This is a genomic window from Achromobacter spanius (assembly GCF_002812705.1).
Lineage (GTDB): Bacteria > Pseudomonadota > Gammaproteobacteria > Burkholderiales > Burkholderiaceae_B > Achromobacter > Achromobacter spanius.
The window spans coordinates 925,281-949,173 of sequence record NZ_CP025030.1 but is presented as its reverse complement, the minus strand read 5'-3'; the positions used below and the strand labels follow the sequence as shown (position 1 = coordinate 949,173).

Below are 23,893 nucleotides of genomic sequence, written 5' to 3'. Positions count from 1 at the left end.
ACTATGAAACAGATTTACCGCTTGGAACTGGAAGAAGCGCGCGTGATGGTGCGTGCGGCCATGGCCAAGTCCGAAGCCATCGGGGTGCTGGAATCCATTTGCATCGTGGACGACGGCGGCTATCCCATCGCCTTGGAACGCATGGATGGCGCGCGCATCACCGGCCCGCAAATCGCCTGGAACAAGGCCTTTACCGCCGCCGGCCACAAGCGTTCGACGCATCTGTTCAACACGCCGCCCAACGGACCCGCGCTGCCCGGCAACGAAGCGTTCGGCATCCAATGGAGCTTTGACGGCAAGTTCGCCGTGTTCGTGGGCGGCTTTCCCATCGTGGTGAATGACGAGGTGATCGGCGGCGTGGGCTTGAGCGGCGGCAATGGTGAACAGGACACGCAGGCGGGCCTGGCTGCGTTGGCGGCCTTGGCCGAACTGCTGGAGCCGCGCGGCATGAAAGTGCTGGTGCAGGCCGACATCAAGAAATAAGCGAGGCCCGTCATGGCATACCGCGTGCACATCCTGCAGACCGGCGCCGCCTTCGTCGCCGGCGCCGACGAATCGCTGCTGGACGCCGCCGAACGCGCGGCGGTGAAGCTGCCGCACGAATGTACGTTCGGCGGCTGCGGCACCTGCCGCATCAAGCTGGAATCCGGCGCGGTGCGCTATGACGAATTCCCGATGGCGTTGACGCCGGAGGAAGCTGCCGAGGGCTACGCGCTGGCCTGCCAGGCGCGCGCCGAAAGCGATCTATGCATCAGCGTGCCCAGCAGCCGCCAGGTGTTTCCCGAGCCGCGCCAACTGGCCGCCACCGTGCACCGCATCGACGCCTACACGGACGACATCATCCACCTGACGTTGGCGCTGCCCGACGGCGGGTTGGACTATGTGCCGGGCCAGTACATGAACGTGCTGCTGCCGGATGGTGAAACGCGCAGTTTCTCGATGGCGTCCGTGCCCTCGGATGGGATGGTCGACTTCCATGTGCGTCGTATTCCCGGTGGCCGCTACACCGACCAATGGCTGGGCCAGGCGCAGGCCGGTGCGGCCTTGACGATCGAGGCGCCGTTGGGCGTGTTCAGTTACCACGAGGAAGATTGGCGCCCGCTCATCATGGTGGCCACGGGCACCGGCATCGCGCCGATCAAGGCCATCCTGGAATCCTTGCTGGACAAGGAAGACTGCCCGCCCGTGACCCTGTATTGGGGCATGCGCACGCAGGCGGACCTGTATCTGCAAGACGAAATCGCGGGCTGGGCGGGGCGCTTGTACGAATTCAATTTCGTGCCGGTGCTGTCGCGCGCGGACGCAAGCTGGCAGGGGCGGCGCGGCCATGTGCAGGACGCCGTGGCGCAAGACCACGACGACCTTTCCGAACACGCGATCTACCTGTGCGGCGCACCCGCCATGATTCAAGACGCCAAGCACGTGCTGGCCGGACGCGGCGCCAGCCTGGACCACATCTACGCAGACAGCTTCACCTTCCAGCACGCGCTGGAGCCGGCGGGCTGACGGCAAAGGACGTCCGGCCTGGGAGCTCGGTCGAGCCGCGTCAGGCCGGGCCGCGTCAGGCCGGGCCGCGTCAGGCCACGCCACACCGCGCCCTAGCGGAACACCAGCACGGGCAGCCGCGTCTTGGCCAGCACGCGCTGCGTTTCACTACCCAGCAGAAAGCCCGTCATGCCGTGACGCCCGTGCGACCCCATGATGATCAGGTCGCACCCCTGGCCCTTCGCGGTTTCCACGATGGCCTCGTGCGGGTGGTCGTTGACCAGCACGACACAATTGCACGGCACCAGCGCGTGGCGGGCTTCCATTTCAAGACCGTTCAGGTAGTTTTCCGCGTTCTTGCGCGTCTGGTCGGTGTGATGCGTTTGCGTGGTGCCCAGCATTTCAGCCTGGTGAACCAGCAGATGGTCCTCCGGAATAGCGCGGATAAGCGTGATGGTTGCGCCCATTTCCTTGGCGAAAACCAGCGCGCGCTTGAATGCCGATTCGGACAGCAGGGAGCCATCCACGGCGATGAGCAAGTGCCTGTACATGTTGCCTCTCCTTTAGGAAAAGGAATGTCGAGCAACGGCGAAATCAGTATAGGCCTGGCCCTGCCGGCAATCCAGTCCCGCAAAAGGACGAGGCGCGCGGCGCCGGGGCTTCCCATGCCCCGGCGATGGGCATATATTGACAGCGCGTTATCCGGCAGTTCCCTCGTGGCTTTCAGCTTCATGCGTTGCATCACGGAGAACGGTTCATGCGTCGACTGCAAGAGTGGTTAATTGCTTGTTTGTGTCTGGGGCTGGCAGTCTGCATGCCCGCGGCGGCGCAAACCAAGCTGGACAACGGCCAATTGGATCAGTTGATGGCGCCGGTGGCGCTGTATCCCGATTCATTGCTGTCGCAAATCCTCATGGGGGCCACGTACCCCGACGACGTCGCCGCCGCCGCCAAGTGGTCGGCGGCGCACACCTCTGAATCAGGTGACCAGGCGGTCAAGGCCGTTGAAGGCGAGGCCTGGGACCCCAGCGTGAAATCACTGGTGGCGTTCCCTTCCGTCATGGACATGATGGGCCGCCAGCCCGATTGGGTGAAGTCCGTGGGCGATGCCTTCCTGGCGCAGCCGGACGCCGTGATGGATTCGGTTCAGCGCTTGCGCACGCAGGCGCAAAAGGCCGGCAACCTGAAAAGCACGCCGCAGCAAACGGTCACCACCAACACCACCAACGACAAGACAGTGGTTGTGATCGAACCGGCTGATCCGCAGGTGGTCTACGTGCCCAGTTACAACCCCACCGTGGTCTACGGGGCGTGGGCCTATCCTTCCTACCCGCCTTACTACTACCCGCCGCCGCCCGGGTCCGTCTTTGGGACCGCGCTGGTGTCCGGCATTGGCTTTGGCTTGGGCGTGGCGGCGGTGAATTCGATGTGGGGCGGCTTTAACTGGGGAAGCAACGACGTCGACATCGACGTCAACCGGTACAACAACGTCAACGTCAATCAGCGCATCGACAACGCCCGCAACAACAATGTGTCCTGGGAGCACAACCCACAGAACCGTGGCAACACGCCTTATGCGGACCAGGCCAACCGTCAGCGCTTCGATAGCCAACGGCAGGCGGGCTTGCAGGACCGGCAGGCGGGTCAGCGGCAAGGCCAGGCTGGACAGGGCGGACGTGTTGGCGGCGCCCCACCCGCGGCGAATTCACGAGACGTGGCGCGCGATCGCGCGGCACAGTCGTTCGAGGGGCGCACCGGGGAGCCCATTGCGGGCCATTCACAACCAGGCGCAGGGCGTGGTCAGGGCGCTGACCGTGGCCAGGGCGCCGCTGACCGTGGCGGCCAGGGTGCGGACCGTGGTGGCCAAGCTGCGGCGGGCCGTAATGGCCAAGGCGCGGCGGGACGGCAAGAGGGTCAAGGGGCGCGCAGCACACAGACCGGCACCCACAGCGGCACCTCCAGCCCGCGCTCTTCAAGCGTGTCCACGCAGGACCATCAGGCCGCGGCCCAGCGCCAGCGCGCGGATGAAAGCGCCGCCCGCAACCGTGCCCGCTCGGCCAACAGCAATAACGCGCTACGCGATTCCGGCAACGGCGACCGCATGCGCCAGCAAAGTCACCGAAGCGACATGAGCCGGGGCGGCGGTGGCACCCCTCGCGGCGGCGGCGGACACGCGGGCGGCGGCGGTCATCGCGGCGGCCGGAGGTAGCACCATGGACAAGGGAGCTTTCATGACGAATGCCTGGATTCGTGCCCGTGCCTTGGGCGCGGCGACACTGCTGGCACTGGGGCTGGCCGCGCCGCTGGCGGCGCAAAGCGTGTATCCCACCCCCGAGGCCGCGGCCGACGCCTTTGCCGACGCCCTGGCCACCAGCGATCCCGCTGCCATGGCGAAGGTACTGGGGCCGAACCACAATCAGCTTGTGCCGGGCGGGGTGGCGCAAGACGACATCTACCGCTTCCTGGCGGCCTGGTCCAAGAAGCACGAGGTCATCACCGACGTCGGCAGCTCCTGGCTGGCCGTGGGCGAGTCCGGCTGGACGCTGCCCGTGCCCATCGTAAGCGCGGGCAAGGGCTGGCGGTTTGACCCGGTGGCAGGCAAGGCCGAACTTCAGCGCCGCGCAATCGGCCGCAACGAATTGACCGCCATTGATACCTTGCAGGAGTTGCAGGCCGCGCAAACCCGTTACCAGCAAGGCGTGGGGCAAGGCCGCTACGCCAGCCGCCTGGTCAGCCGCCCCGGCGCCATGGATGGCCTGTACTGGCCGGAAGTGCCCGGCGCCCCGCCGCAAGCCCTGGGCCCCGACGCGCTGGTCATGGGTCCGGAGGTGCCGGTGGCCGATGCGTATTACGGGTATCGCTACAAAATCCTGCCGGGCGACGACGGCACGGCCTACCGCATCGTGGCATGGCCCGCGCGTTACGGGCAGACGGGCGTTGGCACCTTCGTCATCGGCCCGCAGGGTGGGGTGCGCGAGGCCGACCTTGGACCCTCGTCCGCCACGCGCGCGGCGTCGCTGCGCGATCGCGATATCGACAACGGCAACTGGGTCGAGGCCGACGCGCAACCCGCTGACACCAAATGAGTTTTTGGCATTTATAGGGGGCGGTGCGGGCGGGGGTTGTTGCTGAGTCGCAACAGGCGCAAGCGAATGCGCGCACGCCCTCGCCTGATGCCCTTTTGAAAGGTGCGTGTGCATAAAATGGCGAGCACCGGGATCGGTGCCCGATCCTTCTTCGCCGGACCTTTAAATTGAACCCCTTGCATTTTGTCCGCTACGCCCTGGCCGGCGTAGGGATGGCGCTTAGCGCAGCGGCGGCTTCCGCGCCGATTTTTGTCCTGAATTCCCTGGACGCCAATGTCAGCATCGTCGACCCGGTGTCCTACAAAGAACTGCGACGGGTACCCACCGGCAAGGAACCGCACCACCTGTACCTGACGCCCGACGAAAAGTCGCTGATGGTGGCCAACGCGACGGGCAACACCATCACCATGATGGATCCGAAGACAGGCGAGGTGCAGCGCACCCTGACGGATATCGTCGACCCCTATCAGTTGCAGTTTTCGCCGGACATGAAGTGGTTCGTCACCGCCGCCAACCGGCTGGACCATATCGACATCTACGCCTGGGAGCCGCAGCATCCGGGCGCGGAACTGAAACTGGTCAAGCGCGTGCAGGCGGGCAAGACGCCCAGCCACATCATGATCGACAAAAGCAGCACCACGGCCTACGTCACCTTGCAGGACAGCGATCAACTGATTGCCATCGACCTGGCCACGCAGACACCGAAGTGGACGGTGTCGGTCGGCAAGACGCCGGCCGACGTGTTCCTGACGCCCGACCAGAAAACCCTGCTGGTGGCACTGACGGGTGATCCCTTCGTGGAAGCCTATGACGTCAGCCACGGCCCCGCCAAGCTGGTCAAGCGCATCCCCACCGGGGCCGGCGCGCACGCCTTTCGCGCGCAGGGCGACAAGCATCACTTGTTCGTCAGCAACCGCACCGCCAACACCATCAGCCGCATCGACATGCTGACGCTGACCGTCACCGACACCTTCGCCGTGCCGGGCGGCCCGGACTGCATGGACATCCTGGCCGACGGCAAGACGCTGCTGGTGACGTCGCGCTGGGCGCGCAAGCTGACCGTGGTGGATCTGGAACAGAAGAAGGTCGTGCAGCAAGTTCCCGTAGGAAAATCGCCGCACGGCGTATGGACGTTGAATCATGCTCCAACCCGTTAGGAGCCTGCTCGCCGCCGCGCTGGCATTCGCCGTTCCGATGGCAAATGCCGCGGCCCCGACGACCTGCGACAAGCCGGTCTACCTGACCTTTGATACCGGTCACATGGGCGTGGCGCCGCTGATCGCTGACGTGCTGGCGCGCCATCAGGTGAAGGTCACTTTCTTCCTGGCCAACGAACGCACCAAGACCGACGGCGCAAGCCTGGACGACGTGTGGGCGCCCTGGTGGAAGGCGCGCGTGGCGGAAGGCCATGCGTTTGCCTCGCACACCTACGATCACGTCTACTGGCAGGGCGACCTGCCCGGCGGCAAATTCCGCGTGAAGCCCAGCGCCGGCCCCAACACCGGCAAGCGCGCTGAAATGTCGGCCGAACAGTACTGCGCCGAAATCAAGCGCTCCGCCACCCGCTTCCATCAGATGACCGGCGCCACCATGCTGCCGCTGTACCGCGCGCCGGGCGGCAAGACCTCGCCCGCCTTGCTCAAGGCCGCGAAGGCATGTGGCTACGAACACGTGGGCTGGTCGCCTGCCGGTTTCCTGGGCGATGAACTGCCCAGCGACAAATTCCCCAACGCGAAGCTGCTGGACCAGGCCCTGCGCACCATCAAGCCGGGCGACATCCTGCTGGCGCACCTGGGTATCTGGTCGCGCCAGGACCCCTGGGCCCCCGCCGTGCTTGAGCCCCTGATTGTGGGCCTGCAACAGAAGGGCTATTGTTTCGCCACCCTGGACAAGAACCCCGCCTATCGCGATTGGATCGCCACGCATCATTGATCATGGACACGCTTAGCCAATTCTTCGGAGCCTGCCAGCAGTGGCTCTTCGAAACCCTGATCCAGCCCGCGCTGTTTCACCTGGGCATGAGCAACCTCATCGAGGACGGCTACGACGCCACCATGTGGCTGCTGGTCGGGCTGGTGCAGGTAGCCGTGCTGGTGCTGGTGCTTGGCCCGCTGCAACGCCTGCGGCCGGTCGAGCCCGTTACCGACCGCCGCCAGATCGGCATCGACGTGCTCTATACCTTGATCCACCGGCTGGGCGTTTTCCGGCTGGCGCTGTTCTTCACCATCGATCCGTTCTGGGACAGTGTGTTCGGGCAGTTGCACGTGTGGGGCTTCGCGCCGTTCCAGCTTGACCAGTACTGGCCCGGCGTCACGGACAAAGCCTGGGTCAGCCTGATCATCTATCTGCTGCTGTTCGACGCGGTCGACTACTTCTACCATCGCGCGCAACATCGCTTTGGCTGGCTATGGGCGCTGCACGCCGTGCATCACAGCCAGCGCCAGATGACCGTCTGGAGCGACGACCGCAACCATCTGCTGGACGACATGCTGCGCGACGTGCTGGTCGTGTTCGTGTCGCAACTGGTGGGCGTGCCGCCCGCGCAGTTCGTGGTGGTGGTGGCCATTACCCAATTGGCGCAGAGCCTGTCGCACGCAAACCTGCGCATGCACTTTGGCGCCTTGGGCGAACGCTTGCTGGTCAGCCCGCGCTTTCATCGGCACCACCATTCCATTGCCTACGACGCATCCACGCCTGGCCCCGTCGGCGGCTATAACTTCGCCGCGCTGTTCCCCATCTGGGACGTGCTGTTTCGCACCGCCCGCTTCGGCGTCGGCTACGGCCCCACGGGCATCCACGACCAACAGGCCGAATTGGGCGGACGCGACTACGGCCGCGGATTCTGGTCCCAGCAATGGCTGGGATTGAAGCGCATGGTGGGGCGTGACCGCGAGCCGGCGTCCGTGCCGCCCGCGCCTCCGGGGGCGGCGGAGCGGGCCTGATCGCGATCTGACGTCGCGCGAAGGATGAATGCGCGCGACGGATCCGGCCTACGCCGCGTCGTGCGTGGTTTCGCGCTTGATCTCGTCGTGGCGGCGTTCCATTTCCTGGCGCAGTTCGCGGCGCAGGCGAGCGGCTTCGAAACGCTGCCTTTCTTCCAGGTTGCGCGGGGCCAGCGGGGGCACGGCCGTGGGAGCGCCCTTGTCGTCCACCGCCACCATCGTGAAATAACAACTGTTGGTGTGGCGCACGAGCTTCTGGCGGATGTCTTCGGTAACGACCTTGATGCCGATCTCCATCGACGTGCGCCCGGTGTAGTTCACGGCCGCCAGGAAAGTCACCAATTCGCCCACGTGGATGGGTTCGCGAAACACCACCTGATCCACGGACAGCGTCACCACGTATTGGCCGGCGTACCGGCTGGCACAGGCGTAGGCCACCTGGTCCAGGTACTTCAGGATGGTTCCGCCGTGGACGTTTCCTGAAAAATTCGCCATGTCCGGCGTCATCAGGATGGTCATCGACAATTGGTGGCTAAAGGCGTCGTCCATGGCGGGCGCTCATCACTAAAAATAAAACGCCTATGGTAGCGGCAGTGGCTGTCATGGTGCCGACAACAGGGCGCGTCCTAGGGTTTATTCGCGGGCGCCGCCTGCGCGACCGGCGACGCGGCGTCGGGCAATGCCTCTGGCCCGTTGCGCACCAGCGCGGGCGGTATCCACAAGCCATCCAGTAGCGTGGGGCGCGGTTCGTACACGCGCAGCAGCAGGGTTGCCGACCCCATTGACGGCAGCGGCAACCAGTTGGCCTGCTGCTCGGGCGGGGGCGGCGCCTGGCTGATGTGCAGCTCGAGCGAGCCATCGGCGTTGTAAAGCAAGGGCGAGCGATCGCCCAGGGCATACCGGTTCAGGATATTTGCCACCGGCATGCCCTGGTCGTCGTAGGCCGCCAGCGACCACAACGCGCCGGCGGGCGGCAACTGCCCGGCTTCAAAACGCATGACGTAGTGGTGCGCGCCATTAATGGGTGCACCCTGGCTGTCGGCCGCCAGCAGCAGCACGGACAAGTCTTCGGGCAGGCCGGCGCCGGGTTGTGCCTGGGCGGCCAGCGCGCGGCGCAGATAGGCGTTGCCATACACGCCCACGCTGGCCGTCTCCTGCTGCCACCCGTTCAGGCTGCGCAAGCTGGCGCCCGAGGCGGCGGTCATGCGCTCGCGCGCGGCGCGCAGGCCGCGTCGCATGCCTTGCTTCGCGGGGTGGTCCAGCTTGTCGAAGTCAAAGGGCCTGCCGGGTATCAATCCCACCCGGCGCAGCATGGCCAGCACCGGCTGGTCGGTGGCGTGCGGCGGGTGCTTGCGCAGCAGCGCGGCGGCGTAGGTGAAGAAGGCATCGGTCGGCATCGATTCCACCTGTTCGCGCACCGAGATCTTCAGGTCCAGGTTCGGGTCGGACTTCACGCGCTGCGATTGCGCGGGCAGGTTCCATTGCGACAGCGGCGTCAGCGTGTAGCCGTCCTGCAAGGCGTGGACGGCGGCGGTGTCGGCGGGCCCGTTGGTCTGGATGAGGATTTTGGCCCAGGCTTGGGCGGTGGGTGCGTCGATGCGCGCCATGCCCGAAGGCAGCGTGCCCGTCCAGCCGGGCGGCACGATCACGGTGTTGGACATGGCCGTGCCGGTGCTGCGCGGGCCCAGCGTGGCGAAGACGTCCGTCCACATGTCCAGCAGTGTCAGCGTGGACAGCCGGCCCTGCGTGTCGGGCACCGACAGCACCACGGGGCCGGCCGTCAAGTCCACCCAGCCGGTGCTGCGCAGCATGTCGGGGTTGGCCCAGGGCGAGGCCGCGACGGCGCCGGCCTGGGGCAGCGTGCGGCCATGCAGGAAGGTATTGGCGGCCGCGCCTTTGTCTGCTTGCGATGGGTGCGTGAACTGGCGCCGGGTCAGGTCCATCGTGACCAGCGGATAGAAGTACAGATAGCCCTCCATGGCCGCTTGATGCGCGGCTTCGGTGGCGGCGGCGGCGGGCGTGGGCTGGCCGGACGCGGGGGCCGCGTAGGCGGTGGGGATTGGCATCCAGGCCAAGCCGGCAAGCAAGAGAGCCGAGAGGGCAAAGCGGGCAAAGCGGCGGCGCATCGGTGTTCCAACGGTCAGCAGTGAAAGCGAAATGTAGCAGCCGCAAGAAGATCCAAAATCTGCGAACAACTTCCATTTCGCTTTCATTTCCGCAGTGCAGCGTGCGTTATGCATGGCGTGGGCGTCCCCCTTAGGCATATACTTTTGCAATGTCCTTCAAGGCTGTGGGGCTTTTCCGCTTTGGGCGAGCCAGCAGCCTTGTTCATTCACCAGGAGAGGAGTGCTTCATGGTCAACATGAATCGCCGCCAGTTCTTCAAGGTGACAGGTGCAACCCTGGCAGGCTCCAGCCTGGCATTGCTGGGGGTAGCCCCCGGCACGGCCATGGCTGAGGTCCGTCAGTACAAACTTGCGCGCATGACTGAAACGCGCAACACCTGTCCCTACTGTTCGGTCGCCTGTGGCTTGCTGATGTACGGTCTGGGCGATGGGTCCAAGAACGCGCGCGCCAGCATCATGCACATTGAGGGCGACCCTGATCACCCCGTCAACCGCGGCACGCTCTGTCCGAAGGGTGCGGCGCTGATCGATTTCATCCACAGCCCCAACCGCCTGAAGTACCCGGAATACCGGGCTCCCGGGTCGGACAAATGGCAGCGGATGTCGTGGGACGACGCGCTCACCCGCATCACCAAACTCATGAAAGCCGACCGCGACGCGAACTTCGTCGAGAAGACCGCGGATGGCAAAACAGTTAACCGGTGGCTGACCACCGGCATGCTGGCCGCCTCGGCAAGCAGCAACGAGGTGGGCTACATCACGCACAAGACCGTGCGCAGCATGGGGATGTTGGCGTTCGACAATCAAGCACGTGTCTGACACGGCCCGACGGTGGCAGGTCTTGCCCCGACGTTTGGCCGTGGAGCGATGACGAATCATTGGGTCGACATCAAGAACGCGGACGTAGTGTTGATCATGGGCGGCAATGCCGCCGAGGCCCACCCGTGCGGGTTCAAGTGGGTAACCGAAGCCAAGGCCCATAACAAGGCGAAGCTGATCGTTGTGGATCCGCGCTTCACGCGCTCGGCATCCGTGGCGGACTTCTACGCGCCCATACGCACCGGCACCGACATCATCTTCCTGGGTGGCGTCATCAAGTACCTGTTGGATAACGACAAGATCCAGCACGAGTACGTGCGCAACTACACCGACTTTTCCTTCATCGTGCGCGAGGATTTTGCGTTCGAGGCGGGCCTGTATTCGGGCTACAACGCCGACAAGCGCACGTACGACAAGGCAAGCTGGGACTACGAGCGCGGCGACGACGGCTTCGTCAAGACGGACCCCACGCTGGCGCATCCGCGCACCGTCTACCAGCTGATGAAGAAGCACTATTCGCGCTACACCGAAGACATGGTCGAGCGCGTGTGCGGCACGCCGAAAGACAAGTTCCTGAAGGTGTGCGAGATGCTGGCGTCCACCGCCAGCCCCAACCGCGCGGGCACCATCCTGTACGCGCTGGGTTGGACGCAGCATTCCATCGGTTCGCAGATCATCCGAACCGGCGCCATGGTGCAACTGTTGCTGGGCAACATCGGCATTGCCGGCGGCGGCATGAACGCGCTGCGTGGGCACTCGAACATTCAAGGCCTGACCGACCTGGGCCTGATGTCGAACCTGCTGCCGGGCTACATGACGCTGCCCAACGAACCCGAGCAGGACTACGCCAAGTACATCGAGACCCGCACGTTAAAGCCGCTGCGTCCCAACCAGCTCAGCTACTGGCAGAACTACAACAAGTTCCACGTCAGCCTGATGAAGGCCTGGTGGGGCAACGCCGCCACGGCCGAAAACAACTGGGCTTTCGACTACCTGCCCAAGCTGGACAAGCTCTACGACATGCTTCAGGTCTACGAGCTCATGGTCCAGGGCAAGATGAACGGCTACATCGCGCAGGGCTTCAACCCGCTGGCGGCCGCGCCCAACAAGGCCAAGATGAACGACGGCTTCGCCAAGCTGAAGTACCTGGTCATCATGGACCCGCTGGTCACCGAGACCTCGGAATTCTGGCGCAACGCAGGCGAGCTCAACGATGTGGATCCGTCCAAGATCCAGACCGAAGTCTTCCGCCTGCCCACCACCTGTTTTGCCGAGGAAGATGGCGCGCTGGTGAACTCCGGGCGCTGGTTGCAATGGCACTGGAAGGGCGCCGAGCCCCCCGGCGAAGCCAAGAGCGACATCGAAATCATGTCGCTCATCTTCACGCGCCTGCGCAAGCTCTACCAGGACGAAGGCGGCAAGTATCCGGACCCCATCGTCAACCTGTCCTGGCCGTACGCCAACCCGCAGAACCCTACCGCCGAGGAGCTGGCCAAGGAATATTCCGGCCGTGCGCTGGTGGACCTGGTCGACCCCAAGGACCCCACCAAGGTCATGCGCAAGGGGGGCGAGCAATTGGCGGGCTTTGCGGAACTGCGCGACGACGGCTCCACGGCCAGCGGCTGTTGGATCTTCGCCGGCGCCTGGGGCCCCGGCGGCAACCTGATGGCGCGGCGCGACAACAGCGACCCCACCGGCATCGGCCAGACCCTGAACTGGGCCTGGGCCTGGCCGGCCAACCGCCGCATCCTGTACAACCGCGCGTCTTGCGATGTGACGGGCAAGCCCTTCGATCCGCGCCGCAGGTTGATCGGCTGGAACGGCAAGATCTGGGCGGGCGCCGACATTCCCGACTTCAAGGGCGACGAGAACCCCGCGGGCGGCATGGGGCCGTTCATCATGAACCCGGAGGGCGTGGCGCGCTTCTTCGCGCGGGCGGGCATGGCCGAAGGGCCGTTCCCCGAACACTACGAACCCTTCGAAACCCCACTGGGCTACAACCCGCTGTACCCGAAGGCCAAGGGCGTGACCAGCAACCCGGCCGCGCGCGTCTTCAAGGACGACCTGGCCGCGATGGGCACGGTGGAAAACTTCCCCTATGTGGCCACCACCTATCGCCTGACCGAGCACTTCCACTACTGGACCAAGAACGTCCGCATCAACGCGATTCTCCAGCCGGAGCAATTCGTGGAGATCGGCGACGCGCTGGCCAAGGAACTGGGCATTGCCAACGGGTCGCGGGTCAAGGTGTCGTCCAACCGCGGCTACATCAAGGCCGTGGCGCTGGTCACCAAGCGCTTGCGCGCCCTGACCATCGAGGGCAAGACCGTGCACCACGTGGGCATACCCATCCACTGGGGCTTTGTGGGCCTGGCCAAACCCGGCTTCCTCGCCAACACCCTGACCCCATTCGTGGGCGACGGCAATTCCCAGACTCCGGAATTCAAGTCGTTCCTGGTCAAGGTCGAAAAGGTTTAGGAGAACCGACATGTCCATGCAATCCCTAGACATCAAGCGGCGCTCCGCCACCACCACGCCGCCGCCCGGCATTCGCGAGCCCATCACGGGTTCGGTGGCCAAGCTGATCGACGTGTCCAAGTGCATCGGGTGCAAGGCTTGCCAAAGCGCCTGTATGGAATGGAACGATCTGCGCGACGAGATCGGCACCAACGTCGGCGTCTACGACAACCCGGCCGACCTGACCGAGCATTCCTGGACCGTTATGCGCTTCTCGGAATACGAGAACCCCGCGGGCGACCTGGAATGGCTGATCCGCAAAGACGGCTGCATGCACTGCGAGGATCCGGGCTGCTTGAAAGCCTGCCCCTCGCCGGGCGCCATCATCCAATACAACAACGGCATCGTGGACTTCCACGAGGAAAGCTGTATTGGCTGCGGCTACTGCATCACAGGCTGCCCGTTCAACGTGCCGCGCATCTCCAAGAAAGACCACAAGGCGTACAAGTGCACCTTGTGTTCCGACCGCGTGGCTGTCGGCCAGGAGCCGGCCTGCGTCAAGGCCTGTCCCACCGGCGCCATCGTCTTCGGCACCAAGGAAGACATGAAGCAGCATGCCGAAGAGCGCATCGTGGACTTGAAGTCGCGCGGCTTCGACCAGGCGGGGCTGTACGACCCGCAAGGCGTGGGCGGCACCCACGTCATGTATGTGCTGCATCACGCTGACCAGCCCGGGCTGTATCACGGCCTGCCCAAGGACCCACACATCAGCCCCATGGTGTCGCTGTGGAAGGGTCTGGCTAAACCGGTGGGCGTGGCCATGATGGCCCTGACCGCCCTGGCGGGCTTCTTCCACTACGCCCGCGTGGGCCGCAACGAGGTCTCGGAAGAAGACGAACGCCGCGCCGAAGAGGAGATGCGTCATGACTGAAGACCGCCATCACCGCCGCATCAAGCGCTATTCGCCGGGCGAGCGCACCAACCACTGGATCATCGCCTTCACGTTCATCCTGTTGGCGTTGTCCGGGCTGGCGCTGTTTCACCCGTCGATGTATTGGCTCACCAACCTGTTCGGGGGCGGTCCCTGGACGCGCTTTCTCCACCCCATCATCGGGGTGGTGATGTTCGTGTGCTTCGTGGTGTTCGCCGGCCACATGTGGCGGCACAACATGCTGACCAAGGCAGACCGCCAGTGGCTCAGGCAGTTGAACGACGTGGTTGAGAACCGCGAAGAAAAGCTGCCCGAAGTCGGCAAGTACAACGCCGGCCAGAAGCTGCTTTTCTATGTGCTGGTGTTGTGCATGCTGGGCTTGTTCGCAAGCGGCATCGTGATCTGGCGCGAGTTTTTCGCGTTCTATTTCCCGATCTGGGTGGTGCGGGTCGCATCGGTGGTGCACGCGGTAAGCGCGCTGGTGTTGATCTGCTCGATCATCGTGCACATTTATGCGGCGATCTGGGTCAAGGGATCATTGACGGCGATGCTGCGCGGTTACGTGACGGCGGGATGGGCCTGGAAACACCACCGCGCCTGGTTCCGCGAGCAAGTCAAAAAATAGGGTTCGCCCGCCCCGCCGGGGGCTTGCCCCCGGGTAGCCAACGGCTGCTATCCTTCTTTGCACGAAGGCTGGCAGCCGTGTTTGTTTTCTTGGAGACGCAATTGCAGCGAATTCTTCCGCGCGGTGAGATCGAAGCGCTAGACCACAATGTCATCCCCCGCGTCAGCCTGCCTGAACGCGGGTCGGTTTTTTCGACGCGCGCCGCGCGCCTGCGGCAACTGGCCTCAGACAGCCCGGTGGCGGATTACCTGCTGTTGATGGCACAACTGGTTGACGCTCAACACCGTGCCTTGCAGGACTGCGCCGCGCCCGGTGCGTCCGAAGACCGGCTGGCGCTGGCGCAGGCCCATGCCATGCCGCCGTTGCAGGCCGTAGGCTGGCCGCGCGACCCGCTGTGGCGCGGCATTCTGGCGCGGCTGGTCGACGACGTGGCGCGCGGCCAGGGCGTGCCGGCCGAAGCCATTGAAGTCTGTACGGCGCTGCGCCGTGCCGTGGATGAAGACCCCGAATCCTTGGAAGACCTGGCCGAAGCCGTGTTGTCCGAGCAGGACCAGGGCGTGGACGGCGCCGCCGCGCCCTTCGTGATGGCGGCTTTGCAGGTCTACTGGACTGATCTGGCCAGCCGCTTCGACGCCAAGCAATTGCCGGTGGTCAGCCCCTTTGGCGTGTGCCCCGTCTGCGCCAGCCTGCCGGTGGCCAGCGTGGTGCGCGTGGGCGGCCAATTCGAAGGCTACCGCTACCTGTGTTGCAGCCTGTGCGCCACGCAGTGGCACATGGTGCGCGTCAAGTGCACGCACTGTGAAGACGTGGAATCCGTCGCCTATCAGGCTATCGACGGCCGCTCGCCGGCCATCAAGGCCGAGACCTGCGACCACTGCCACACCTACCGCAAGATCTTCTATCAAGACAAAGACCTGTACGTTGAGCCGGTGGCCGATGACCTGGCCAGCTTGATGCTGGATGTGCTGGTGGGCGAGGCCGGCTATTCGCGTGCCAGCGGCAACCCCCTGTTGTGGCATGGCAACGAGGAATAGCATGGCCCAGCAACCGTCAGGCGGTGACGTGGCCGCGGCCTCGGATATTCCTCCGCTGGATCGTCTGCTGAACGCCGATGCCCTGCGCGCCGCCCTGGATACGCACGGCCGCACGCAAGTGGTGGCGGCGTTGCGGCGCGACCTGGACGCCTTGCGCCAACGCGCGCTGGCGGGCGGCCTGATGCGCCCGGAACTGGAAGCCGCCGCCGTGGCGGCCCGCGTCACGGCGGCGTTAAACAAGGCCGCCCAGCCCCGCCTGCGCGCCGTCTACAACCTGACCGGCACCGTGCTGCACACCAACCTGGGCCGCGCCCTGCTGCCCGACGAAGCGGTGGCCTCGGTGATGCGCGCGCTGACCACGCCGGCCAATCTGGAATTCGACCTGGACACGGGCGGGCGCGGCGACCGCGACGATCTCGTCGATGAGCTGCTATGCGAACTGACCGGCGCCGAAGCCGCCACCGTCGTCAACAACAATGCCGCCGCCGTGCTGCTGATGCTGAACGCACTGGCCGACCGGCGCGAGGTCGTGGTGTCGCGCGGTGAACTCGTCGAGATCGGCGGCGCGTTCCGCATTCCGGACATCATGAAGCGCGCGGGCGCCAAGCTGGTTGAAGTCGGCACCACCAACCGCACCCACGCCGCCGACTACGACGGCGCCATCGGCCCGCGCACCGCGATGCTGATGAAGGTGCATTGCAGCAACTACGCCGTCACCGGCTTCACCAAAAGCGTCGGCTTGGCCGAGGTGGCGGCGCTGGCGCATGCCAAGGGCCTGCCCGCCACGGTCGACCTGGGCAGCGGCACGCTGGTGGACCTGACGCAGTTCGGCCTGCCGCGCGAAGACACGGTGCGCGACACCATCGCGGCGGGCGCGGACCTGGTCACCTTCAGCGGCGACAAGCTGCTGGGCGGGCCGCAAGCGGGTTTGCTGGTGGGCCGCGCCGACCTGATCCGCAAGATCAAGAAGAACCCGCTCAAGCGCGCATTGCGTGTCGGCAAGCTGACGCTGGCGGCGCTGGAACCCGTGCTGAACCTGTACCGCGCGCCGGAATTCCTGGCGCAGCGCCTGACCACCTTGCGCTTGCTGACCCGGCCGCAGCGCGACATCCAGCCGCAGGCCGAACGGCTGCGCGCCGTGCTGGCGCATGCGGTGGGCGCGAACTACGCGGTCGAGGCGGTGCCCATGTTCAGCCAGATCGGCAGCGGCGCCTTGCCCGTGGACCAATTGCCCAGCTTCGGCCTGGCGGCGCGTTATACCGGCAGCGGCCGGCCGGGCCGGCATCTGGACAAGCTGGAAGCGCAACTGCGCGGCTTGCCCACGCCCGTCATCGGCCGGATTGCCGACGACGCCTTGTGGCTGGACCTGCGCTGCCTGGAAGCGCGCGATGAAGCCGCCTTCGTCGAGCAACTGGCGGAGCCGCTGGCATGATCATCGGCACGGCGGGCCATATCGACCACGGCAAGACCACGCTGGTGCGCGCCCTGACCGGGGTCGACACAGACCGGCTCAAGGAAGAGAAGGCGCGCGGCATCTCCATCGAACTCGGCTACGCCTATACGCCACTTGCCAACGGCGACGTGCTGGGCTTTATCGATGTGCCCGGCCATGAAAAGCTGGTGCACACGATGGCGGCCGGCGCCAGCGGCATCGACTTCGGCCTGCTGGTGGTGGCGGCGGACGACGGCGTCATGCCGCAAACGCGCGAGCACCTGGCCATCCTGACGCTGTTGGGCGTGGCCCAGGGCGCGGTGGCGCTGACGAAGGCCGACCGCGCCGACGCCGCGCGGCTGGCGGCCGTGCGCGCCGAGATCGCCGCGCTCACGGCCGGCACGTTCCTGGATGGCACACCCGTATACGCCGTCTGCGCGGCGCAAGCCGACGATGCCGGCACGGCGGATCTCAAGCATTACCTGCACGCGCAGGCAGAACATTTGCAGCGGCGGGGCAGCGATGGCCTGTTCCGGCTGGCGGTCGACCGCGTCTTCACGCTGGCGGGCCACGGCACGGTGGTGACGGGCACGGCCCATTCGGGTCAGGCGCGCGCGGGCGACGACAGCGCCGACCTGCGCGTGATGCCGGCCGGCACGCGCGTGCGGGTCCGCAGCATCCACGCGCAAAACCAGCCCAGCGACACCGGCACGGCCGGCCAGCGCTGCGCCTTGAACCTGGCGGGTATCGACAAGCAGGCTATTTCACGCGGTGATTGGATCGCGGATGCGCGTTGCTTCCTGCCGTCGCGCCATGTCGATGTTGCGCTGACCCTGCTGCCGTCGGCCGACGCGCCCTTGCGTGCCTGGGCGCCCTTGCACGTGCACATCGGCGCCGCGCGCCAGGTGGCGCACGTGGTGCCGCTGAGCGCGGAGACGCTGGCGCCGGGGCAATCGGGCTGGGTGCAACTGGTGTTCGACGAGCCGGTGTGCGCCATGCCCGGCGACCGCTTCATTGTGCGCAACGCGCAGGCCACCCGCACGGTGGGTGGCGGCCGCGTGCTGGACCCCAACGCACCGGACCGCAAGCGCCGCGCGGCGGCGCGCATGCAGGGCTTGCAGGCGCTGTGCGACATGCTGGACGGCGGCGGGCTGCCCCCGGTGTTGGCGCATGCACCCTTGGGCTTGGACGAAGGGGCCTTGCAACGCCTGACCGGCAAGCCTGTGCAAGACATCGAAGCCCCGCACGGCGCCTTGTGGATCGAGTCGCGCCACGCGCAAGGCCCGCGCACGCTGATCGGGTCAGCCCATTGGGATGCGCTGCGCGGCCGCGTGGAGCAGGCGCTGGCGAGCTTTCATCAGAGTGCGCCGGACGAACCCGGCCCGGATAGCGCGCGCCTGCGCCGTATGGCCATGCCGGTGGGATCGGATGCCTTGTGGACGGCGGTGCTGGACCACCTGCAACGCGATGGTCGGGTGGCGCGCAACGGCCCCTGGCTGCATCTGCCTTCGCACACGGCCACGCTGGCCGGCGAGGAAAGCGCGCTGGCGCAGCGCTTGTTGCCGCTGCTGGATGCCGGCGCATTCGATCCGCCCTGGGTGCGGGACCTGGCGCGCATGCAAGGCGAACCTGAAGAGCGTGTGCGGCAACTGATGCGCAAGCTGCTGCGGCGCGGAGAGGTCGCGCAAGTGGTGAAGGACCTGTTCTATCACCGCGACCAGGTGCGCGTACTGGCGCGCCTGGCCGCCGAACTGGCCGCCCAGCCCCCGGGCCTGAACGCCGCAGTGTTCCGCGACCGCACGGGGCTGGGGCGCAAGCGCGCCATCCAGATCCTGGAATTCTTCGACCGCGTCGGCTATACCCGGCGCGTGCGGGACACGCACCTCCTGCGCGGTGAAAGCGCGTATGCGGGGATGCAAAACCCGATGCAAGACTCCAGGCAAGAGTCGACGTAAAACTCGCCGGCAGCCGGTATCATAGGCAGTCCGCCACGGAAGGCATCCGTGCCCGGCGGCACGGCTGGGCTTCAAACCCAGTTGGGGGCGTCAGACGTTCCCAGGTAGGTTCGACTCCTGCTGCCTTCCGCCACCTCCTTTCTGACCCAGGCGGCGTGTCTTGCCGTCTCAGACGGACACGGGTTTCGCGCTGATCCGATACCGGAAACCGTCCGCGTCCAGGCTGTCGAGGCGGCCCGCGCTGGTCTCGCCGTTGGGATACATCAGGAACGGCACGGGGTCGTGGGCCGAGCCCGGCAGCGCGACGTCGTGGCCGTGGTTGTACGCCACCCAGTTCATTTCCCAGGCGCCAAACAGCATGACACGCGCCGCGCGCACCTTGGCATTGGTCAAGGGTAGTTCTCCGGGCGGCTCTTCCAGCATCACCTTGCGCACATCAGCCGGGTCGACCGGCACCCAGCCATAGCCGGCGGCATAGAACTCGGCGCGGCAGTGCTGCGCTTTGGTGACGTCGCCTGCCTTGCCCAAGCTCTTGTAGCCCAACTCGGAATTGGCCACGCGCACGCCGTAGGCATCGCGCGCGGGAATGCCCGAGGCGCGCGCCAACGCCACAAACAGCGCGTTGATGTCGGCGCACTTGCCGTTCAAGTCGTTGGCGCTAAGCATGTAATGCACGTCGCCCACGCCGCAGCCGGGCGTTGATGCGGTGCGGCAGGTATTTTCAACGACCCATTCGTAGATGGCGCGGGCGCGCGCCACGTCGCCCTGGTGGCCGCGTGTGATCTGGTCGGCGGTGGCCTTGACGATGCCGTCGGTGGGCAGCAGCGCCGTGGGCTTCACGAATTCGCGCAGTACCGCCGGGTCTTCAAGCACGGCGTTGGCGGGCGGGGGCTGCGTCAGGTCCACGCGGCGGTTGCGGGTCTGGAAGCGGCTGGTCACCGTCACGCCGCGCGGCGCCTGGGTGTCCGGCCATTGCACGGCCAGCATCTGCACGTCGTAGCCGGGGGCTTGCGTCAACTGCGCGGTGCCGCCGCCGCTGACGTTCCAGGTGGTCGTCACCCCGCGCTGGTAGTCCGTGTCGGTGGCGTAGGGCACCGGAATCCAGATGCGCGTGTGTGCGCCGGAATCCGCAACGCTGATGTCGGTAGTGAGTTCAAAGCCACGCCAACCCACGGTGACGGGCGCTTGCTGCGCGCGCAGCACCTGTGGCAAGGCGGTGGTGGTGGCGGCGCACAATGCGCCAGATAAACGGAGAAAGTGTCGGCGATCCATAGAGCCCTCACGCACGGTGAAGATTGGCTGTCGGTGCGCCCGGGGCCGGGCGGCCGTCCGTTGCTGCTGAAGTCGAGCATACTGCGGCAATGCCTGCCGCCGAAACATCATAGGGCCAACGGCGGGCGCGGTGCTATCCTTTTTTGATTGATCCCCGGAGACTGAAATGACCCAGGAAGTAGCGTCCGCGGCAGTGCCGCGTTTGACTTCGCTGTCGCACGGCGGCGGCTGTGGCTGCAAGATCGCGCCGGGCGTGCTGTCCGAATTGCTCAAGCGTTTCGGTCCCGCCGCAAGCTATCCCAACCTGATGGTCGGCACCGAGACCGCCGACGACGCGGCGGTCTACCGGCTCAATGACGAGCAGGCGCTTATCGCCACCACTGATTTCTTCATGCCCATCGTGGACGACCCGCATGACTTCGGCCGCATCGCGGCCACCAACGCGCTGTCGGACGTGTATGCCATGGGCGGCACGCCGATCATGGCGCTGGCCATCGTGGGCATGCCGATCAACGTGCTGCCGCACAGCGTCATTGCCGAGATCTTGCGCGGTGGCGAATCGGTCTGCGCGGAAGCGGGCATTCCGGTGGCGGGCGGGCACAGCATTGATTCGGTCGAGCCGATCTACGGCTTGGCCGTGATGGGGCTGGTGCACCCCAGCCGCGTCAAGCGTAACGCCGACGCGCGCGCGGGCGATGTGCTGATTCTGGGTAAGGCGCTGGGCGTGGGCATCTTGTCGGCCGCGCTGAAAAAGAACCGCCTGGACGACGCCGGCTACCGCGTCATGATCGATACGACCACTCGGCTGAACCGGCCCGGCGCCGCCTTGGCGGCAATGGACGGCGTGCATGCGGTCACGGATGTCACCGGCTTTGGCCTGGCGGGCCACGCGCTGGAAATGGCGCGCGGCGCGAATCTGACGGCGCGGCTGCGCCTGGACGCGCTGCCGTGGTTGCCTGGAGTGGAAGCCTTTGCGGCGGACGGCGTGATTACCGGCGCATCCGGCCGCAACTGGGCGTCTTATGGTGAATCCGTGCGGCTGGGCGCCAACGTGAGCGACACGCAACGCGCCTTGCTGACCGATCCGCAAACCTCCGGCGGGCTGCTCGTGTCGTGCGCGCCGGAAGCGGCCGATGCGGTGCTGGCGCTGTTTCACAGCCAGGGGTTCGGCGACGCCACGGTGGTCGGTGAGATGGTCGAAGGCGACGCGCGGGTGCAGGTCGGCTGAGCAGGTCGGCTGACCGAGCGCGGGCCGCATCGCGCAGGCCCGCGTTGCCCCGCGTTACCTCAAGCCCGCAGATCTTGCGCGGTACTCGCGGCCTGCTCGATCAACCATTGGGCCACCACATCCGCATCCGGCGTGCTGCGGCGTGTATTGCGCACCAGCCAATAGGCAAGTTCGGTGGCGCGGGCGGGCTGGTCGCCCACCGCCTGTAGCCGGCCGTCGGCCAGCATGGGCGCAATCAATGCCAGCCTGCCCAGCGCAATGCCATGGCCGGCCAGCGCCGCCAGCACAATCTGGTCGTATTGGTTAAAGCGCAGCATGCCGCGCGCGCGCGTGCGGCCCAGGCCACGCGCGCTCAGCCATTCCGACCATTGCAGCCACGGCCGGGTCGGGTCATCGAATTCCAGCAAGACATGGCGTTGCAGCGCGCGCGCATCCAGCTCGCGCACATTGAGCAAGGGATGGGCCACCGGCACCACCGTTTCGCCGAACAGCCACGCGGCGGCGTCCGGCACCTTGTCGCGCTCGCTGTAGCGAATGGCGATGTCCACGCTTTCACGGTCGATGTCGATCAGGCGGTTGTCGGCCGCCACGCGCACGTCGATATGCGGATGCGCCGCCTGAAAATCCCCCAGGCGCGGCAGCAGCCACAGCGAGGCCACGCCGATGGTGGTGGTGACGGTGACCGGCGTGCGCCGCTCGGGCGCGCGCAGTTGTTCGGTCAGGTCACCCAATTGGCTGAGCCACACGTCGGCCATGCGAAACAGTTGCGCGCCTTCGGACGTGAACGACACGCTGCGGAATCCGCGCACCAGCAGGGGCACGCCCAGGTGTTCTTCCAGCGCGCGAATCTGGCGGCTGACGGCGGATTGCGTCACGTGCAGATCCTGCGCGGCCAAGGTGATGCTCATGCGCCGGCCCACGGCGACAAAGCCTCGGACCAGGTCCAGCGGAGGAAGCTTGGCTAGCGGATATGGCATTCGTGAAACTCATGCGTGTTGGACGGAAAAGTCGCTTGAGCAATAGTACGCCGCCAGCGTCCAATGGGAACCATGCGACAGGCGGAGGGAAATATCCCTGATGTCCGACGTGATCGCCGCCGACGCGGCCAGGGGGTTGCCATGATCCAGTTACGCTGCACCACGGGAATGTCATTCCGTTTGGATGGCGGCTCGACTATGCTGCTCAAGCGCGCCTCGGGCGTCCGCATCGTGTGCCGTGCCGGCACGGTGTGGATTTCCGAGTACCGCCGCTTGGATGACAGCGTGCTGCAAGCCGGCGACTCCCTTACCGTCGACAGCGATCGCGATGTCGTGCTCAGCGGCCTGCCGAATGCGCAGGTCGCGCTACTTTCCTTGTCGGAGTCCCCAGAATGACCGCGCCTTTGCCCGATGGTCCCCGCATGCAGATGTGGTTCGATTTTGCCAGCCCGTACAGTTATCTGGCGATCGAACGCATAGACTCCCTGGCGGAAGACGCCGGCGTGCGGGTGGACCTGCGTCCCTTCCTGCTGGGGCCGATTTTCCAGGCGCAGGGCTGGAACGATTCGCCGTTCCGGCTGTTTCCGGGCAAGGGCGCGTACATGATGCGCGACATCGCGCGCCTGGCCGACAAGTACGGCGTGGTCTACAAGCGCCCGCGCCTGTTTCCGCGCATGAGCGTGCTGCCGGCCCGCATCGCGCTGCTGGGCCAGGACGAGCCCTGGTGCCGGGATTTCTGCGTGACGGTGTTTCGCGCCAACTTCCAGCATGACGAGGACATCCAGTCCGAAGACGTGGTGCACGCTTTGCTGAACGGCCTGTCGCTGGACGCCGATGCGCTGATCGCACGCGCCAAGTCCGAAGCCGCCAAGGAAGCGTTGCGCCGCCAGGTTGACCGGGCGCGCGATCTGGGCCTGTTCGGCGCGCCCACTTTTTTTGTGGGCGATGAAATGTTCTGGGGCAATGACCGGCTGGAAGACGCGCTGGACTGGGCGCGTCGCGGGCAGGCCTGATTCGTCAGCCCCGATTTACAGTTCCGATTTACAGTCCCGATTTACAGCCCCGACTCGCAGCCCCGTCTCGCAGCCTTTACCCGCGCGCTATCCCTTCGTCACGGGCGCCACGCGCGCCCATTCGTCGTCCGAATACAGCCGCGAGCGCAGTAAAAAGCGCTTGCCTTCCGCGCTGTCCAGCGAAAACGCGCCGCCGCGTCCGGGCACGGCATCGATGATGAGCTGGGTGTGTTCCCAGTACGCGAACTGGTCCTCGCCCATATAGAACGGGCAGCCATCAAGCTGGCCCAGCAACACGTCCGACCCGCCCACCATGAATTCGCCTTGCGCATAGCACATGGGGGAGCTGCCATCGCAGCACCCGCCCGATTGGTGGAACATCAGCGGGCCGTGTTTGGCGCGTAGCGTGTCGATCAACTCGCGCGCCGCATCGGTGGCAACCACGCGCGGGGTGGGTTCATCCATGGTGTTTTCCTTGTCGCTTGCCTAGTGGCATGACTGGCGGCAAATAC

General features: G+C 65.9%; 22 protein-coding genes and 1 tRNA gene. 17 read left to right on the top strand and 6 right to left on the bottom strand.

Going from position 1 to position 23,893, the window contains the following annotated elements:
- Positions 1-3 precede the first annotated feature (3 nt).
- Both CVS48_RS04380 and CVS48_RS04375 read left to right on the top strand, forming a co-directional pair.
- Positions 4-483, top strand: coding sequence for a GlcG/HbpS family heme-binding protein (locus CVS48_RS04380; RefSeq protein ID WP_100853407.1), 480 nt, complete (start codon positions 4-6; stop codon positions 481-483).
- Positions 484-495: 12 nt separating this feature from the next.
- Positions 496-1,506, top strand: a complete 1,011-nt coding sequence (locus CVS48_RS04375) for a 2Fe-2S iron-sulfur cluster-binding protein (RefSeq protein WP_100853406.1) — start codon at positions 496-498, stop codon at positions 1,504-1,506.
- 92 nt (positions 1,507-1,598) lie between these two features.
- Here CVS48_RS04375 and CVS48_RS04370 read toward each other — a convergent pair whose 3' ends face one another.
- Positions 1,599-2,036, bottom strand: coding sequence for a universal stress protein (locus CVS48_RS04370; protein WP_100853405.1), 438 nt, complete (start codon positions 2,034-2,036; stop codon positions 1,599-1,601).
- A 206-nt stretch (positions 2,037-2,242) separates the two neighbouring features.
- On the opposite strand from CVS48_RS04370, the gene CVS48_RS04365 reads away from it, so the two are divergent.
- From CVS48_RS04365 to CVS48_RS04345, 5 genes are all read left to right on the top strand, one after another.
- Positions 2,243-3,694: a DUF3300 domain-containing protein gene (locus CVS48_RS04365; protein ID WP_100853404.1), complete on the top strand. Its 1,452-nt coding sequence runs from the start codon at positions 2,243-2,245 to the stop codon at positions 3,692-3,694.
- A gap of 4 nt (positions 3,695-3,698) precedes the next feature.
- Entirely contained in the window at positions 3,699-4,571 is an 873-nt protein-coding gene (locus CVS48_RS04360) for a DUF2950 family protein (RefSeq protein WP_100857503.1), read from the top strand.
- A gap of 176 nt (positions 4,572-4,747) precedes the next feature.
- A complete protein-coding gene (locus CVS48_RS04355) occupies positions 4,748-5,728 on the top strand; it encodes a YncE family protein (RefSeq protein WP_100853403.1) in 981 nt (326 codons plus the stop codon).
- Positions 5,712-6,503, top strand: a complete 792-nt coding sequence (locus CVS48_RS04350) for a polysaccharide deacetylase family protein (RefSeq protein WP_167400945.1) — start codon at positions 5,712-5,714, stop codon at positions 6,501-6,503. Before CVS48_RS04355 ends, CVS48_RS04350 begins: the two co-directional genes overlap by 17 nt.
- A gap of 2 nt (positions 6,504-6,505) precedes the next feature.
- The gene (locus tag CVS48_RS04345; protein ID WP_100853401.1) at positions 6,506-7,513 is read left to right on the top strand and encodes a sterol desaturase family protein; all 1,008 of its coding nucleotides are present in this window, start codon (positions 6,506-6,508) and stop codon (positions 7,511-7,513) included.
- 48 nt (positions 7,514-7,561) lie between these two features.
- On the opposite strand, the gene CVS48_RS04340 is transcribed toward CVS48_RS04345, so the two are convergent.
- Both CVS48_RS04340 and CVS48_RS04335 read right to left on the bottom strand, forming a co-directional pair.
- Positions 7,562-8,062, bottom strand: coding sequence for an acyl-CoA thioesterase (locus tag CVS48_RS04340; protein ID WP_100853400.1), 501 nt, complete (start codon positions 8,060-8,062; stop codon positions 7,562-7,564).
- 77 nt (positions 8,063-8,139) lie between these two features.
- The gene (locus CVS48_RS04335) at positions 8,140-9,579 is read right to left on the bottom strand and encodes a DUF1254 domain-containing protein (protein WP_167400944.1); all 1,440 of its coding nucleotides are present in this window, start codon (positions 9,577-9,579) and stop codon (positions 8,140-8,142) included.
- Between the two features lie 287 nt (positions 9,580-9,866).
- On the opposite strand from CVS48_RS04335, the gene fdnG reads away from it, so the two are divergent.
- The 7 genes from fdnG (at position 9,867) to CVS48_RS04295 (ending at position 19,024) form a co-directional block, all read left to right on the top strand.
- On the top strand, positions 9,867-12,935 hold the full coding sequence (gene fdnG, locus CVS48_RS04325; RefSeq protein WP_145964665.1) for a formate dehydrogenase-N subunit alpha: 3,069 nt from the start codon (positions 9,867-9,869) through the stop codon (positions 12,933-12,935).
- Between the two features lie 10 nt (positions 12,936-12,945).
- A complete protein-coding gene (gene fdxH / locus CVS48_RS04320) occupies positions 12,946-13,845 on the top strand; it encodes a formate dehydrogenase subunit beta (protein WP_100853396.1) in 900 nt (299 codons plus the stop codon).
- Positions 13,838-14,470, top strand: a complete 633-nt coding sequence (locus CVS48_RS04315; RefSeq protein WP_100853395.1) for a formate dehydrogenase subunit gamma — start codon at positions 13,838-13,840, stop codon at positions 14,468-14,470. Before fdxH ends, CVS48_RS04315 begins: the two co-directional genes overlap by 8 nt.
- A 101-nt stretch (positions 14,471-14,571) precedes the next feature.
- Positions 14,572-15,504, top strand: a complete 933-nt coding sequence (gene fdhE / locus CVS48_RS04310) for a formate dehydrogenase accessory protein FdhE (RefSeq protein ID WP_100853394.1) — start codon at positions 14,572-14,574, stop codon at positions 15,502-15,504.
- 1 nt (position 15,505) lies between these two features.
- The gene (gene selA, locus CVS48_RS04305) at positions 15,506-16,936 is read left to right on the top strand and encodes an L-seryl-tRNA(Sec) selenium transferase (protein WP_100853393.1); all 1,431 of its coding nucleotides are present in this window, start codon (positions 15,506-15,508) and stop codon (positions 16,934-16,936) included.
- The gene (gene selB, locus CVS48_RS04300; protein ID WP_100853392.1) at positions 16,933-18,891 is read left to right on the top strand and encodes a selenocysteine-specific translation elongation factor; all 1,959 of its coding nucleotides are present in this window, start codon (positions 16,933-16,935) and stop codon (positions 18,889-18,891) included. The genes selA and selB overlap by 4 nt, the downstream gene beginning before the upstream one ends.
- 37 nt (positions 18,892-18,928) lie before the next feature.
- Positions 18,929-19,024 (top strand) — tRNA-Sec (locus CVS48_RS04295).
- Between the two features lie 35 nt (positions 19,025-19,059).
- On the opposite strand, the gene CVS48_RS04290 is transcribed toward CVS48_RS04295, so the two are convergent.
- Positions 19,060-20,163 carry a transglutaminase-like domain-containing protein gene (locus tag CVS48_RS04290; protein WP_100853391.1) on the bottom strand — a complete coding sequence of 368 codons (1,104 nt, stop codon included), beginning with the start codon at positions 20,161-20,163 and terminating at the stop codon, positions 19,060-19,062.
- 166 nt (positions 20,164-20,329) lie between these two features.
- Between CVS48_RS04290 and selD the strand changes: the two genes are divergently transcribed.
- On the top strand, positions 20,330-21,391 hold the full coding sequence (gene selD, locus CVS48_RS04285) for a selenide, water dikinase SelD (RefSeq protein ID WP_100853390.1): 1,062 nt from the start codon (positions 20,330-20,332) through the stop codon (positions 21,389-21,391).
- 59 nt (positions 21,392-21,450) lie between these two features.
- Here the strand turns inward: selD and CVS48_RS04280 are convergent, their stop codons facing one another.
- The gene (locus CVS48_RS04280) at positions 21,451-22,368 is read right to left on the bottom strand and encodes a LysR substrate-binding domain-containing protein (RefSeq protein ID WP_100853389.1); all 918 of its coding nucleotides are present in this window, start codon (positions 22,366-22,368) and stop codon (positions 21,451-21,453) included.
- Positions 22,369-22,509: 141 nt separating this feature from the next.
- Here CVS48_RS04280 and CVS48_RS04275 point away from each other — a divergent pair, with 141 nt between their 5' ends.
- Positions 22,510-22,764: a DUF2917 domain-containing protein gene (locus tag CVS48_RS04275; protein ID WP_242001371.1), complete on the top strand. Its 255-nt coding sequence runs from the start codon at positions 22,510-22,512 to the stop codon at positions 22,762-22,764.
- Positions 22,761-23,381: a 2-hydroxychromene-2-carboxylate isomerase gene (locus tag CVS48_RS04270; RefSeq protein ID WP_100853388.1), complete on the top strand. Its 621-nt coding sequence runs from the start codon at positions 22,761-22,763 to the stop codon at positions 23,379-23,381. Before CVS48_RS04275 ends, CVS48_RS04270 begins: the two co-directional genes overlap by 4 nt.
- An 87-nt stretch (positions 23,382-23,468) precedes the next feature.
- Here CVS48_RS04270 and CVS48_RS04265 read toward each other — a convergent pair whose 3' ends face one another.
- The gene (locus CVS48_RS04265) at positions 23,469-23,846 is read right to left on the bottom strand and encodes a DUF779 domain-containing protein (protein WP_100853387.1); all 378 of its coding nucleotides are present in this window, start codon (positions 23,844-23,846) and stop codon (positions 23,469-23,471) included.
- Between the last annotated feature and the right edge of the window lie 47 nt (positions 23,847-23,893).